Origin of the sequence: Klebsiella oxytoca NBRC 105695, assembly GCF_001598695.1 — a bacterium.
Lineage (GTDB): Bacteria > Pseudomonadota > Gammaproteobacteria > Enterobacterales > Enterobacteriaceae > Klebsiella > Klebsiella oxytoca.
Window position 1 is genome coordinate 161,069 of sequence record NZ_BCZK01000002.1, and the last position, 13,516, is coordinate 174,584.

Below are 13,516 nucleotides of genomic sequence, written 5' to 3' on the forward strand. Positions count from 1 at the left end.
GTTTTTTAAAGTATTTTTTACATGGAGACGATAAAAGTGAAATTAAGCGCCCTGTTTATTGCCCTGCTACCTCTGCTGGGCTCCCCGATTATTCACGCAGAAACAACAACCGCACCGGTTCTGGAAAATCGCGCCGCCCAGGGCGATATCACCACGCCGGGCGGCGCGCGTCGTTTAAGCGGCGATCGGACCGAGGCGCTGCGCGCTTCGTTAATCAATAAACCGGCTAAAAATATTATTTTGCTGATTGGCGACGGGATGGGGGATTCTGAAATTACCGCCGCGCGAAATTATGCAGAAGGGGCGGGCGGATTTTTTAAAGGGATTGACGCGCTGCCGCTGACTGGCCAGTACACCCACTATTCGCTGGATAAGAAAACCGGCAAGCCGAATTATGTGACCGACTCCGCCGCTTCCGCTACCGCATGGACCACCGGCGTAAAAAGCTATAACGGCGCGCTGGGCGTCGATATCCATGAAAAAGATCATCAGACTATCCTTGAGCTGGCGAAAGCGGCGGGTTTAGCCACCGGTAACGTCTCAACGGCGGAACTGCAGGACGCGACGCCGGCTGCGCTGGTGGCGCACGTCACTTCGCGTAAATGCTACGGCCCGAGCGTGACCAGCGAAAAATGCGCCAGCAATGCGCTGGAAAAGGGCGGGAAAGGTTCCATTACCGAACAGCTGCTGAACGCGCGTCCCGACGTGACGCTGGGCGGCGGAGCGAAAACCTTCGCTGAAAGCGCGACGGCCGGCGAATGGCAGGGCAAAACGCTGCACGAGCAGGCGGTGGCCCGCGGCTACCAGATCGTTACCGATGCCAGCTCATTGGCCGCCATTAGCCAGGCAAATCAGGATAAACCGCTGCTCGGTCTCTTCGCGGAAGGCAATATGCCGGTGCGTTGGGAAGGCCCAAAGGCGTCTTACCACGGTAATATCGATAAGGCGGCAGTAACCTGTACTCCGAACCCAAAACGCGATGCATCGGTGCCGACGCTGGCGCAGATGACTGAAAAAGCCATCGATCTGCTGAGCAGCAATGAGAAAGGCTTCTTCCTGCAGGTGGAAGGCGCTTCCATCGATAAACAGGATCATGCGGCGAATCCGTGCGGCCAGATTGGCGAGACCGTCGATCTGGATGAAGCGGTACAGAAGGCGCTGGAATTTGCCAAAAAAGAGGGCAACACCCTGGTTATCGTCACCGCCGACCACGCTCACGCCAGCCAGATTATCCCCGCCGATACCAAAGCGCCGGGCCTGACGCAGGCGCTGAACACCAAAGATGGCTCGGTGATGGTGATGAGCTACGGCAACTCTGAAGAAGAGTCGATGGAGCATACCGGTACTCAGCTGCGTATCGCCGCCTATGGCCCGCATGCGGCTAACGTGGTGGGCTTAACCGATCAGACCGACCTGTTTTACACCATGAAAGCCGCACTTAATCTGAAATAACCGGACGCCGGTGATGAATTTTCGTTACCGGCTGGTTTTTTCTCCATCAGCGACCAGACTTACAGTGTTCCACTCATAGAGGATGGTGCGATGAAAATAACATTACTTGTGACCCTACTTTTTGGCCTGGTATTTATGACAGCGGTGAGTGCCGCGGAAAAAGAGTTGACCCCCCAGCAGCAAAAGATGAGCGTCTGCAATAAAGAAGCATCAGCGAAGTCGCTAAAAGGGGATGAGCGTAAAACGTTTATGAGCAGCTGCCTGAAGAAAGAGGGCGCGGCCCAGGACGGTAAGGGGTTAACGCCTCAGCAGCTAAAAATGCGCGAGTGCAACGGTCAGGCGACCCAGCAGTCGCTGAAAGGTGACGATCGCAGCAAATTTATGAGCGCGTGCCTGAAAAAACAGGTGTAGAAAATGAGCGGGTGAGGGATACCCCACCCGCTGTCCGATGTGGATATCAGGAACGGCTCAGCTGCTCTGATTTTTCCATGCATTTCGCCATGGCTTCGATAACGGCGGAACGGAAACCCTTCTCTTCCAGCACGCGCACGGCCTCGATCGTCGTGCCGCCCGGCGAGCACACCATATCCTTCAGCGCGCCCGGATGTTCCCCGCTTTCGAGCACCATTTTGGCCGAGCCCATCACCGCCTGGGCTGCGAATTTATATGCCTGAGCGCGCGGCATTCCGCCGAGTACGGCGGCATCAGCCATTGCTTCGATAAACATAAAGACGTAAGCCGGCGCGGAGCCGCTGACGCCTACCACCGGGTGGATCATCGGCTCAGCAATAATTTCCGCCTGGCCAAAGCAACGGAAGATGGTCAGGATATCCGCGGTCTCTTCGGCGCTAACCAGCGCGTTTGGCGTAACCGACGTCATGCCCGCATTAACCAGCGAAGGCGTATTGGGCATCGCGCGGACTATTTTACGATCGTGGCCCAGAGCGCGCGCCAGCTGGTCGAGGGTGACGCCAGCGGCAATGGAAACCACCAGAGAGTCTTTATTCAGGCTGGAGGCAACGTCGCTGAGAACTTTCACCATCACGCCCGGCTTAACGGCGCCAAAGATAATATCCGCTACCTGAGCCACTTCCTGCGCGCTTTGCGCCGCATTTATGCCGTACTGGTCGTGCAGGGCCGCCACTTTATCCGGCGACGGGGTGTAGACCCAGATTTGTCCCGGCTGAACCTGTCCGCTGGCGATCAGGCCGCCGAGAATGGCCTTGCCCATGTTGCCGCAGCCGATAAAGCCGATTTTCTTCTCCATCACCAATCCCCTTGTTTGTTTTATCGTTAGCGACATAGCTTATCATCTTGTTGCTTTCGCGGAAGGCCAAAGCAGGCGACAATACGTTATCTCTTTTTCATCGACAGGAGCCGCAATGGCTATTTGGGTTGATGCGGACGCGTGTCCGAACGTCATTAAAGATATTTTGTTCCGCGCCGCCGAGCGTACGCAAATCTCGCTGACGCTGGTCGCTAACCAGCCGCTGCGCGTCCCGCCGTCGCGCTTTATCCGCACGCTGCGCGTGGCGCAGGGTTTTGACGTGGCGGATAACGAAATCGTACGTTTATGTGAACCGGGGGATCTGGTGATTACCGCCGATATCCCGCTGGCGGCGGAAGTGCTGGCGAAGGGTGGGGCGGCGCTGAACCCGCGCGGCGAACGCTACAGTGAGGCGACGATACGCGAACGCCTCACGATGCGCGATTTTATGGAAACGATGCGGGCCAGCGGCGTGCAGACCGGCGGCCCGGATAGCTTATCCCAGCGCGATCGACAGCAGTTTGCCGCCGCGCTGGAGAAATGGCTGCTGGACGTCAAGCGCCAGCAGGGTTAAACCCAGCTGTCGTCGTCGCTGCCGAAATCATCGTTGCCAAAACCGGCGTCGAAGTCGGCATCATAGTCGTTGTTGTCGGCAAGGAACTGACTGTCATCCTGGCGGAAGGTATCGTCAGCGACGCTATTGTCCTGCGCCTGGCTGAGATCCGGCTGCGGTTTCTCTTCGATGATATTAACGATCTCCTGCGGATGCGAGCCGCTAAACATATTGGTGAGCATGTTTCCCAGCACCACCCCGCCCGCAACGCCCGCCGCCGTTTGCAGCGCACCGGCCATAAAACCGCCGCCGCTGCGGGCGCCCTGAGGCGCATAGCTCTGCTGTTGCGTCTGCGGAGCATACTGAGGCTGGACGCTGGCCTGAGGGCGACCATACTGCTCGGCCCCAGGAATGGGATCGGAACCGCGAGACTGACCGCCACCAAACAGACCAGAGAGAAAGCCACCGCTGCTCGGCTTCGCGGCCTGCAGCTGGCTGACCTGACTTTCCAGCGCCTGAATCCGCTCGTTGAGCTGCTTGATTGCCGCTTCCTGAATCAGAATCGTTTGCGCCATATAGTAAGGGGCGAACGGTTGTTCTTTAATGTGCCCGGCAATCCGCTCCTCGGCGCTGGAATCGCGCGATGCGCTGCGGCTCTCGGCCTCTTTTAACCGGGAAAACAGTCCATCGATAAGGCGTTGCTCTTCAGATTGCATACTACATACCTCTGTCATACTGATTGATTAGCCTCAGATTCGCTCCGAAGCACGGATGTTGTAAATATGTGGCTGCGTAAAGCTGTGCAGAAATGTGTTACTGTTTACGCCAGACTGCGAACAAAAAATAACTTTTGTACAAAAGTAAAGCTGGCATAACACCACGTGCAATGATAAGTTTACATTTAAAGTCCTTTCTATTACTAAGGTGAAAGGGTTTGCAGATGGTGTGTAACGTTTATTTTACGGTTATCGTCGGGTAAGTTTGCGGTACCATTGTTTCTCTTTTCGCTTTCATTTATCCGCAAAACGCGGAACCAAGGGGTCTTCGGTAATGACACAGCTAATTTTTCTTGTCGGGCCTCGCGGCTGCGGTAAAACGACGATCGGTCATGCGCTGGCGGAAGCTCGCGGTTTCCAGTTCGCCGATACGGATCATGAGCTTCAGGAGCATGAACAACGCAGCGTGGCGACTATCGTTCAGCAGGAAGGCTGGGAACGCTTTCGCGCTCTGGAAACGCAGGCGCTGGAACGCGTCGCTCAACCCGAAACGATCATCGCTACCGGCGGCGGCATTATTCTCAGCGAATACAATCGTCAGTTTATGCGGGAAAATGGCGTCGTGATCTATCTTGAGGCCACGGTTTCTGCCCTGATTGGTCGTCTTGAAGCCTATCCGAAGGCGGAACAGCGCCCTACGCTGACCGGAAAGCCGATCCGCGATGAAGTGGGGGAGGTGCTGGCACAGAGGGAAGCGCTGTATCGGGCCGCCGCGCATCATATTATCAACGCGACCGTCCCGCCGGATGAAGTCGTTGAACAGATTATGACGACCGTCTGCGGTGAGACCTATACCAGTTAAGACTTTACCTGGGGTAAACGGATCGGCAGCGCCTATACTTTAAATCTCTTAAGGTAAAAAAAGGAAATGCTATGCCGACCAGACCTCCATATCCAAGGGAAGCGCGCGTTGTCGCCGTTGAGAAAGGCCCCGAGGGGCAAACGGTGACCTGGTATGAACTGCGCGCTGACCATCCGACGCCTGACTCGCTTATCAGTGAGCACCCTACAGAACAGGAAGCGCTGGACGCTAAACGGCGTTACGAAGATCCTGATAAGTCATAATTCCCCAATAAATGTCCGGGATTCGCTCTGAAAAAGTCGTAACCGGGCATATATCACATTTTTAATTAATTAACAGTACTAATGATTAACTAAGATACGGATTTTCAGGAGCGTTTTAAGCGCTTCTGGAATCTTTACATTCCATATTAGCCGTAACCTGCTACGCTTCACGACGGTTGATTTTGGTCACCAGGGGGCAGAAGTCGTAAATAGAAGCCTGTTTTGAAACAGCGGTTGTGACAAAGGTAAATGATATGAGTAGTGCATCGATGGCAATTTTGACCATTGGGGTGGTACCGGTGGCGGAGATGTTGCCGCTTTTAACTGAACATATCAGGGAAGATCAGATCAATCATATTAGCCTGTTAGGCAAAATGGCGCGCGAAGATGTTATGCGCGATTACTGCGTGGAACCCGGCGATGAAGCGCTGTTAACCTTGCTCAATGATAATCAAATCGCGCAAGTCTCGCGGCAGAAAGTTGAACGTGATTTACATAGCATCATTGCGATGCTCGATAAACAAAATTACGACCTTATTTTACTGATGAGTACCCATCCTTTTAGCGGATTTATAGCAAATAATGCAATCCTGCTCGAGCCGCAAAGGATCATCCCGCCGCTGGTCGCGTCGATTGTTGACGGCCATCAGGTGGGAGTAATTGTTCCGGTGGAAGAGATGCTGCCGCTGCAGCGGGATAAATGGCAGGTGTTAACGCATACTCCTTTTTATGCTATCTGCAGTCCGGTTAACGGTAGTAAAGAACAGCTGCTGGCCGCGGGCAGGGAGTTGATTGAACAAGGCGCTGACGTATTAATGCTGGATTGTCTTTGTTACCACCAGCAGCATCGCGATATATTACAAAAAGCGCTGGATATTCCGGTTTTATTGTCAAATATACTGATTTCACGGCTGGCGGCAGAACTATTAGTTTAACCTGTTGTAACACGTTAATTTTACGTGACAGGGGCAAGGAGCGCCCCCTATATTGTGCCTTCAACACAAGATCATAAGGGCGAGTTTATGCTTCAAAGCAATGAATACTTTGACGGAAAAGTAAAATCCATTGGCTTCACCAGCAGCAGCACCGGTCGTGCGAGCGTGGGCGTTATGGCGGAAGGGGAATACACCTTCGGGACCGCGCAGCCGGAAGAGATGACCGTAGTCAGCGGCGCGCTGAACGTTCTTCTGCCGGGTGAAACCGAGTGGAAAGTCTATGCTGCCGGGGAAGTATTCAACGTTCCGGGGAATAGCGAGTTTAATTTGCAGGTGGCTGAACCCACGTCTTATCTGTGCCGCTATCTGTAACGTTCGTTTCCTTCCTGCGCAGGCAGGAAGGAATTTACCCGATTAGCGCTGCGCTTCGCCGCCTAACCCTTCTACCAGATTCTGAATTAGCGCGGCCAGTTCGCCGGTCATCAGAATAAAGTCCGCGTCAAAGCGCTGAGCGAAATCTTCCCGGTCGATATCTTCATTCTGGTCCCGCAGCTCGTCGCAGAACTTCAGACGTTTAATCGAACCATCATCGCACATTAAGAACTGAATGCGCTGCTGCCAGTCGAGCGCCAGCTTGGTGACGACCTTACCGGCTTCAATGTGCACGGCGATCTCGTCGCTGACCAGATCCTGTTTTTTCGCGCGGATCACGCCGCCATCTTCCAGCATCGCTTTCAGCTCGGCTTCATCCAGCAGCTGGAAGCCCTGAGCCACGGTACCGGAACGTACCCACTCGGTCAGCGTCAGTTCGATCGGGGTTTCCAGCGCCAGCGGAACAACCGGCAGCGAGCCCAGGGTTTTACGCAGCAGCGCCAGCGTATCTTCCGCTTTTTTGGCGCTGGCGCAGTCCACCATGATCAACCCGTTGACGGTATCGATCCACATCATGGTCTGGCTGAAGCGGCTAAAGGCGCGCGGCAGCAGGGAATGAAGCACTTCATCCTTCAGCGAATCTTTTTCCGTTTTTTTCAGCTTACGGCCCTGTTCGGCTTCCAGCTTGAAGATCTTTGCTTCCAGCGCCTGTTTGATCACCGGAGACGGCAGGATCTTCTCTTCTTTACGCGCGCAGATAACTATCTGGCCATTTGCCGTATGGGTCAGCGCATCACTGTGCGAGCCCATCGGCGGAACCCAACCGGTTTTGGCCATATCCTGGCTGCCGCATGGGGTAAATGTCAGCTCGGCCAGCTGTTTTTCCATCTCCTCGGCGCGCAGGGAAATGTCGCGGCTGAGACGATAAACCATTAAATTTTTGAACCACAGCATGATAATTTCCACGGCTTTGTCGTTAAATCCAGCGGGCATGATAGCGAATTGTCGCTATGCTTGCATTGTTAATCGGGAGAGGAATTCACAGTGCGCATTGGGATTGATTTAGGCGGGACCAAAACGGAAGTCATCGCGCTGAGCGACCAGGGAGAGCAGCTATTTCGCCACCGCCTGCCTACGCCAGGGGGGGATTATCGCCAGACGATAGAGACGATAGCCTCGCTGGTCGAGATGGCCGAGCAGGCTACCGGGCAGAGCGGCACGGTCGGCGTCGGCATCCCCGGTTCGATTTCGCCTTATACCGGCGTAGTTAAAAATGCCAACTCAACGTGGCTCAACGGCCAGCCGTTTGATAAAGACCTTTGCCAGCGCCTGCAACGTGAAGTGCGTCTGGCCAACGATGCCAACTGCCTCGCGGTGTCGGAAGCGGTCGACGGCGCGGCGGCCGGGGCGCAAACGGTATTCGCGGTGATCATTGGCACCGGCTGCGGTTCAGGCGTGGCGCTTAACGGACGCGCCCATATTGGCGGCAACGGCACGGCGGGCGAGTGGGGACACAATCCGCTGCCGTGGATGGATGAGGATGAACTGCGCTATCGCGCTGAAGTACCGTGCTACTGCGGTAAACAGGGCTGTATCGAAACCTTTATTTCCGGCACCGGCTTTGCTATCGATTACAAGCGGTTAAGCGGCCACCAGCTAAAGGGCAGCGAGATTATGCAGCGCGTCAGCGAGCAGGATCCGGTGGCGGAACTGGCGCTGAGCCGCTACGAGATGCGGCTGGCGAAGTCGTTGGCTCACGTGGTCAACATTCTCGATCCGGACGTCATTGTGCTTGGCGGGGGAATGAGCAACGTTGATCGTCTCTATCAAACGGTGCCGAATCTGCTAAAACCATGGGTATTCGGCGGTGAATGCGAGACGCCGATTCGCCGGGCGGTGCACGGGGACTCCAGCGGCGTGCGCGGCGCGGCCTGGCTGTGGCCGCTGTAATCTTCAACCCGCTGCGCGGCCTGAACGGTGCAGCGGGTACCCTGCGGATTATCGGTCCGGGATCTCCTCCAGGCTGTAGTAAATCGACAGCCCCATTTTTTTGCCTTCCTCAATATCCAGATCCGCGCCGCGAGATTCGCCCGGCAGGCGTAAAATAGCGTCACAGCGGCTAATTAAGCGGTGAGCGACGGGGTAGAGATATTCCTCGCTAATCGCATCGCCAATTTCCGTGGAGCCCGCGGCTTTGGCAATGGGGAGAGCCAGCCATTCGCCGACCACGGGGATATGTCCTTTCTGATAAACGCGTAGCGCAACCTGGGCCATATTGTTCAGGTTAGCGTCGATTAGTTCCGCGCGATTGTGAGTGCCGCTGCGTACCGGGCCGGCAATCAAAATTAGTAAATTTTTCATGGTTAAGACCTTCTTAATGGGCCAGAGGGGATGGGACGATGCTGCCGGAGGCCGCAGTTCGCCCGTCAGAAAAGTTATCGATGCACGTTTTTGCACGAAATGATGATATGACGATAATAAACGCGTTTTCATGCATGAATTAGCCTGATTTTCATCATTAAAGCAATTTAATTGAACTTATCATGCTCGTTCGTGCGATATCAAGATGTATCGTGAATTTCTGACCCGGACAACGGAGCGACCTCTCCCGTGGGAGAGGTCTTGAAGGCAGGTGCGGAGGGAGAACATTACTCGACGGCGAAGGTTTTATCCAGGCGGCTATAGCCCAGCCCGTTGATCTTTTTAACTTTAATTTGCACCGGAATGCGCTCTTTCATCGCCTCGACGTGGCTGATGACGCCGATAACCTTGCCGCTGGCGTTGAGCGCGTCCAGCGCATCCAGCGCGGTATCGAGGGTTTCGCTATCCAGCGTGCCGAAGCCCTCATCAAGAAACAACGAGTCTATCCGCGTCTTATGGCTCACCAGGTCGGAGAGCGCCAGCGCCAGCGCGAGGCTTACGAGGAAACTCTCGCCGCCGGAGAGGGTCCGGGTGTCGCGCACCGCGTCCGCTTGCCAGGTGTCGACCACTTCAAGCTCCAGGGCATCGCTGGCTTTACGTTGCAGCAGATAGCGACCGTGCAGGCGATTAAGCTGGTGGTTGGCCAGCCACACCAGATTATCCAGCGTCAGGCCCTGGGCAAATTTACGGAATTTATCGCCCTCCCTGGAGCCGATAAGCGAGTTCAGCCATCCCCAGTCTTCCACTTCCTGCGCAGTGCGCTCCATCTGCTGGCGTAAAGCGTGCTGACGCTGCTGGTTTTCTGCATTCTGTTTCAACTGCTGGCGAATCTCTCCCTGACGGGCGCTGTTTTCCCGCAGCAGCGTCGTTAGCTGCTGAAGCTGTTCCTGCACCTGCTCAAGAGACTGGCTGAAGTCCATTTCCGCCGGCGGCTGCCGGCTGTGGTTATCGAGCGCTTCGCGAGCCCGTAGCGCCAGCGCCTGATTCTGCTGTAGCCTGCTCTCCAGCGTCTGTTTCAGGTTTTCGAGACGCTGGCGCGTTTCCTCATCAAGCAGCGCGGCGAGAAATGCCTGCCGGTCCGCGAAGGGGCTGGCGGCCAGCGCTGCGCTGAACTGCGCTTCGCTCTCTTTCAACTGAACCTGCTGCTGGCTCTCCTGCTGCCCCAGAGTTTGCCACTGGCTCTGGAGCGCGAGGCAGTCATCGTGCACCTGACGCCAGCCGTCGAGCGGCGCGGGTTCTGCCGCTAAGTCCGTTTCCGGTAAGGCCTCCAGCAGCGGGGTCAGCTGCTGGAGCTGTTCCTGCAGGGCGAGCAGTTCATTCTGTTTGGCCTGCCAGCTGTGGGTCTCTTCTTCCCGCAGCGCCAGCCAGCTCGCGGTCTGCTCTGCAGCCGGTAGGCTCAGGCTAAAGGCGCTCAGTTCGGCCGCCAGCGCGGCGCTGCGCTGCTCTTGTTCCTGCTGTAGCTGCTGAAGCTGCTGCTGGCACTCCTGCTGCTGAGCCTGCCAGGCCAGACGCTGCTGATGCTGATAGAGCCGCTGTTCATGCTCCTGCTGCGCATTTATCCAGCCCGGAATATCATCCTTTGGCGTCAGGTCGATATTTAATCCGCCGATCGTCTCCTGCCAGCGTGATGTAAGCGCTTGCTCCTGCTGCAGAAGCGATGCTTTCTCAGCCGCCTCTTTTTGCTGGTGCTTAATCAGGGCGTCCAGCTCGCCGCGCACCAGGGCGCCAGCCTCCGCCAGCTGTTTAACTTCGCGCTCCAGCGCATCGCGCCGCGCCTGATTAACGCCGGGAACCAGCGCCTGATATTCGGCGACGGCCGGATGCTGCGCGGAACCGCAGAGCGGACATGGGGTACCGGGCTGCAGGCGAGCACGCTCGGCCTCAAGACCGGCAATGCGCGCTTCCATTTCGCACAGGGCTTTCACATCGCTCAGCTGCTGATTCTTCTCTTTATAAGCCTGACGGCGCTGAGCCAGCATCGCTTCCAGTTTTTCCTGCTCCTGCCTGGTGGCCTGCCCGGCGGCGTTGAGCTGCATCAGGCGCTGGCCCAGAGGCTGCAGTTGACTATGTAGCGCTGAGAGCTGCTGGCGCAGAGCGCGAGCCGCGGCGTGCTGCGCCAGCCCGGCGCTGACCTGTTCGGCATCCAGCGTCAGCCCGGCGGGCGGCAGGTCTGCCAGTCTGCGACGGGTTTCCGCCAGACGTTGCTGCAGGGCGGCTTGCTGCTGGGTATCGCGAGTCTGCTGCTGGAAAGCCGCCCGCCAGCCCGCCAGCGCATTGCCCCACCGCTGAAAACGGTCATGCTCTTTTAGCCATGCGGAGAGCGTTTGCTGGTGGCTCTGCAGGCGTTCAGACTGCTGGCGGGCGGCGAGGCGAATCCCCGCTCGCCGTCGCAGCCTTTCATGTAAGCGAGTATTTACTTCTTCTCTCAGGCGACGGGTTTGCGCCAGCGCGGTGGTTTGTTCCTGCTGACGCGTCCACTGTGGACGTAAGTGCTCTGCAGGCTGGGCATTCAGCAGCACGGTCAGCTGCGGCTGCGCCTGCTCCAGCGCAGATTGGGCTTCGCGTAGCGCGCTCTGCGCCTGCAGATCTTCTGCTGTCAGCTCTGCGCGGCGTACCAGCCACTGACGGGCATTTTGCAGACGGCTTTGTTCGCTAACCTTCTGTTTTTCTTCATCAGTAAGCGCTTGCAAACTTTGCTGTAGCGCCTGCTGCTGGTCGTCGCTTAGCAGCAGGACGCCGGAAGCCTGAGCCTGGATTTTCTCCAGCTCGACGCGGGCCTGCTTATGCTTTTCAAAGACCTGCGCGGAAATCTGGCCGTAAATTTCGGTACCGGTCAGCTCTTCCAGCAGCTCGGCGCGCTCTTTCGGTTTAGCATTCAGGAAGGCGGCGAACTGCCCCTGCGATAGCAGCATCGAGCGGGTGAAGCGGCCATAGTCCAGGCCGGTGAGCGAGGCGGTCATTTCCAGCTTGTCTTTGATCTTATCGGCGAGGATTTTGCCATCCTCGCAGCGCGCCAGCTCGACGCGCGGCACCTGCAGGTTGCCGTCCGGCTGGTTTCGCGCCCGGTTCTGACTCCAGAAGGCGCGATAGGCGATGCCTTTGACTTCGAACTCCACTTCCGCCAGACATTCGGCGGTGTCGCGAGTCATCAGATCGTTTTGTGATTGCGACACGCTGCTCAGGCGCGGGGTTTCGTGATAGAGCGCGAGGCAGATAGCATCCAGCAGCGTGGTTTTTCCGGCGCCGGTCGGCCCGGTAATCGCGAACAGACCGTTGCTGGCGAACGGCTCAGCGGTGAAATCAATTTTCCATTCACCTTTCAGTGAATTGAGGTTTTTCAGGCGTAAGCTGAGTATTTTCACAGGCGATCCTCACCGTTCAGGCTATGCAGCGTTTCATTAAAAAGCTGTTCCAGGCGCTGCTGCTGCGCGGCTTCCAGCGTTTCCAGCGCCAGACGGCGGGCGAAGACATCCTCCACCTGCAGTTCGCTGAGGGTCTCTCGCTGAGCGCCGGCCAGAATGCGGTTGCGCTGGGCGCGACTGCGGCGCACCAGCAGGACTTCCACCGGCAGCGTTTCGGTCTGCGCCTGAATTTTACGCTGGATATCATGCATATATTCGTCGCTGGTGATTTCGATATCCAGCCACACTGCGGGCTGCAGGGCGCTATCCTGCCATTGGTTTAGCTGCTCGCTAATGCTGGCGAAATCGCCCTTTAGCACCGCCAGCGGCTGGGTGACGGGAACGATAAGCGGCGTGACATCCGCCAGACGCCCGTGGGTAAAAGTGACCAGATTGACGCTTTTATTTTTCCCTGTTTCATCAAAGCTCAGCGGGATGGGGGAGCCGCTGTAGCGGATATGCTCGCAGCCGCCCACCACCTGCGCACGGTGAATATGGCCGAGCGCAATATAGTCGGCAGGCGGAAAACGGCTCGCCGGAAAGGCGTCCAGCGTACCGATATAGATTTCGCGCACCGCGTCGCTTTTGCTGGCGCCGACGGTGGTTAAATGGCCGCTGGCGATAATCGGTAGCGCCCGGTCGCCGCGCAGTTCGCAGGCCTGCTGGTACTGCTGCTGGTAATAGTCGCTGATGGCGCTCAGGAGCTGCTGCTGCTTTTCGCCGCTGGAGTGCCCGGCCTGGCTGGTTACCAGTTCACGCGGGCGCAGGAACGGCACCGGGCAAAAAATCGCCCCCGGCGAACCGTCGCGCAGTGGCAGAATAAAGGGGGCGTGGCCGGCATTGGCCACGACCGTGGTTTTCAGGAACGCAAGAATGTCTCGCGACTCGTTGAGGGTGGCGACCGAATCATGGTTGCCCGCCAGCACCACTAGCCGACAGCCGGTTTGCTGCAGCTGAACGACAAACCGGTTATACAGCTCGCGCGCGTAGCTCGGCGGGGAGCCGGTATCAAAAATATCGCCCGCGACAATAATGGCATCGACGTCATGTTCCTGCGCGCTGGCCAGCAGCCAGTCGAGAAACGCCTGATGTTCGGCGGCGCGACTTTTGCTGTAAAAATTTTGCCCAAGATGCCAGTCAGAGGTATGAAGGATGCGCATAGTTGTTCCATAGCGTAAAAGCGAAAGCGGCATTATATACCCGTCATCCTTCAAGTTGCTTATGCGTTGGCTACCCGCGCCCACCCAGTCGCATCGTTATCTCTTTTTTGGGAC

14 protein-coding genes are annotated in these 13,516 nt (G+C 56.8%); 8 read left to right on the forward strand and 6 right to left on the reverse strand.

All coding sequences use genetic code 11. The features are described 5' to 3' along the window. The first annotated feature begins 21 nt into the window (after positions 1-21). Together phoA and psiF are read left to right on the forward strand one after the other, a co-directional pair. Positions 22-1,452, forward strand: coding sequence for an alkaline phosphatase (gene phoA / locus KO1_RS04385; protein ID WP_024273826.1), 1,431 nt, complete (start codon positions 22-24; stop codon positions 1,450-1,452). A gap of 90 nt (positions 1,453-1,542) precedes the next feature. Continuing rightward, complete coding sequence (psiF, locus tag KO1_RS04390) at positions 1,543-1,863, forward strand: phosphate starvation-inducible protein PsiF (RefSeq protein WP_004099387.1); 321 nt, start codon at positions 1,543-1,545, stop codon at positions 1,861-1,863. 46 nt (positions 1,864-1,909) lie between these two features. Here psiF and proC read toward each other — a convergent pair whose 3' ends face one another. After that, positions 1,910-2,719: a pyrroline-5-carboxylate reductase gene (gene proC, locus KO1_RS04395; RefSeq protein ID WP_004099389.1), complete on the reverse strand. Its 810-nt coding sequence runs from the start codon at positions 2,717-2,719 to the stop codon at positions 1,910-1,912. Positions 2,720-2,834: 115 nt separating this feature from the next. Here proC and KO1_RS04400 point away from each other — a divergent pair, with 115 nt between their 5' ends. Further along, positions 2,835-3,293, forward strand: a complete 459-nt coding sequence (locus tag KO1_RS04400) for a YaiI/YqxD family protein (RefSeq protein ID WP_004099390.1) — start codon at positions 2,835-2,837, stop codon at positions 3,291-3,293. Here KO1_RS04400 and KO1_RS04405 read toward each other — a convergent pair. Continuing rightward, the gene (locus tag KO1_RS04405) at positions 3,290-3,988 is read right to left on the reverse strand and encodes a DUF2076 domain-containing protein (RefSeq protein ID WP_004099391.1); all 699 of its coding nucleotides are present in this window, start codon (positions 3,986-3,988) and stop codon (positions 3,290-3,292) included. The two genes, KO1_RS04400 and KO1_RS04405, sit on opposite strands and share 4 nt — an antisense overlap. 334 nt (positions 3,989-4,322) lie before the next feature. On the opposite strand from KO1_RS04405, the gene aroL reads away from it, so the two are divergent. The 4 genes from aroL to ppnP all read left to right on the forward strand — a co-directional run bounded on the left by aroL (position 4,323) and on the right by ppnP (position 6,420). Continuing rightward, complete coding sequence (aroL, locus tag KO1_RS04410; RefSeq protein WP_023329350.1) at positions 4,323-4,850, forward strand: shikimate kinase AroL; 528 nt, start codon at positions 4,323-4,325, stop codon at positions 4,848-4,850. Positions 4,851-4,921: 71 nt separating this feature from the next. Further along, a complete protein-coding gene (gene yaiA / locus KO1_RS04415) occupies positions 4,922-5,113 on the forward strand; it encodes a protein YaiA (protein WP_004099393.1) in 192 nt (63 codons plus the stop codon). A 254-nt stretch (positions 5,114-5,367) separates the two neighbouring features. Further along, positions 5,368-6,048 carry an AroM family protein gene (locus tag KO1_RS04420; RefSeq protein ID WP_168421984.1) on the forward strand — a complete coding sequence of 227 codons (681 nt, stop codon included), beginning with the start codon at positions 5,368-5,370 and terminating at the stop codon, positions 6,046-6,048. Between the two features lie 87 nt (positions 6,049-6,135). After that, complete coding sequence (ppnP, locus tag KO1_RS04425; RefSeq protein ID WP_004099395.1) at positions 6,136-6,420, forward strand: pyrimidine/purine nucleoside phosphorylase; 285 nt, start codon at positions 6,136-6,138, stop codon at positions 6,418-6,420. 42 nt (positions 6,421-6,462) lie between these two features. Here the strand turns inward: ppnP and rdgC are convergent, their stop codons facing one another. Beyond that, positions 6,463-7,374, reverse strand: a complete 912-nt coding sequence (gene rdgC / locus KO1_RS04430; protein ID WP_004099396.1) for a recombination-associated protein RdgC — start codon at positions 7,372-7,374, stop codon at positions 6,463-6,465. Positions 7,375-7,464: 90 nt separating this feature from the next. On the opposite strand from rdgC, the gene mak reads away from it, so the two are divergent. Then, complete coding sequence (gene mak, locus KO1_RS04435) at positions 7,465-8,370, forward strand: fructokinase (protein WP_016808638.1); 906 nt, start codon at positions 7,465-7,467, stop codon at positions 8,368-8,370. A 48-nt stretch (positions 8,371-8,418) separates the two neighbouring features. Here the strand turns inward: mak and KO1_RS04440 are convergent, their stop codons facing one another. From KO1_RS04440 to sbcD, 3 genes are all read right to left on the reverse strand, one after another. Continuing rightward, positions 8,419-8,781 (reverse strand): TIR domain-containing protein, encoded by a 363-nt coding sequence (locus KO1_RS04440; protein ID WP_004110968.1) that lies wholly within the window; start codon positions 8,779-8,781, stop codon positions 8,419-8,421. 287 nt (positions 8,782-9,068) lie between these two features. Next, complete coding sequence (gene sbcC / locus KO1_RS04445; RefSeq protein ID WP_049095920.1) at positions 9,069-12,203, reverse strand: exonuclease subunit SbcC; 3,135 nt, start codon at positions 12,201-12,203, stop codon at positions 9,069-9,071. Continuing rightward, the gene (gene sbcD, locus KO1_RS04450) at positions 12,200-13,402 is read right to left on the reverse strand and encodes an exonuclease subunit SbcD (RefSeq protein ID WP_017146527.1); all 1,203 of its coding nucleotides are present in this window, start codon (positions 13,400-13,402) and stop codon (positions 12,200-12,202) included. The genes sbcC and sbcD overlap by 4 nt, the downstream gene beginning before the upstream one ends. Between the last annotated feature and the right edge of the window lie 114 nt (positions 13,403-13,516).

Coding starts and splice junctions, on each gene's coding strand:
- proC (WP_004099389.1), bottom strand. CDS start 2,719: ATGGAGAAGAAAATCGGCTTTATCGGCTGCGGCAACATGGGCAAGGCC.
- phoA (WP_024273826.1), top strand. CDS start 22: ATGGAGACGATAAAAGTGAAATTAAGCGCCCTGTTTATTGCCCTGCTA.
- sbcD (WP_017146527.1), bottom strand. CDS start 13,402: ATGCGCATCCTTCATACCTCTGACTGGCATCTTGGGCAAAATTTTTAC.
- rdgC (WP_004099396.1), bottom strand. CDS start 7,374: ATGCTGTGGTTCAAAAATTTAATGGTTTATCGTCTCAGCCGCGACATT.
- ppnP (WP_004099395.1), top strand. CDS start 6,136: ATGCTTCAAAGCAATGAATACTTTGACGGAAAAGTAAAATCCATTGGC.
- psiF (WP_004099387.1), top strand. CDS start 1,543: ATGAAAATAACATTACTTGTGACCCTACTTTTTGGCCTGGTATTTATG.
- aroL (WP_023329350.1), top strand. CDS start 4,323: ATGACACAGCTAATTTTTCTTGTCGGGCCTCGCGGCTGCGGTAAAACG.
- KO1_RS04440 (WP_004110968.1), bottom strand. CDS start 8,781: ATGAAAAATTTACTAATTTTGATTGCCGGCCCGGTACGCAGCGGCACT.
- KO1_RS04420 (WP_168421984.1), top strand. CDS start 5,368: ATGAGTAGTGCATCGATGGCAATTTTGACCATTGGGGTGGTACCGGTG.
- KO1_RS04400 (WP_004099390.1), top strand. CDS start 2,835: ATGGCTATTTGGGTTGATGCGGACGCGTGTCCGAACGTCATTAAAGAT.
- KO1_RS04405 (WP_004099391.1), bottom strand. CDS start 3,988: ATGCAATCTGAAGAGCAACGCCTTATCGATGGACTGTTTTCCCGGTTA.
- yaiA (WP_004099393.1), top strand. CDS start 4,922: ATGCCGACCAGACCTCCATATCCAAGGGAAGCGCGCGTTGTCGCCGTT.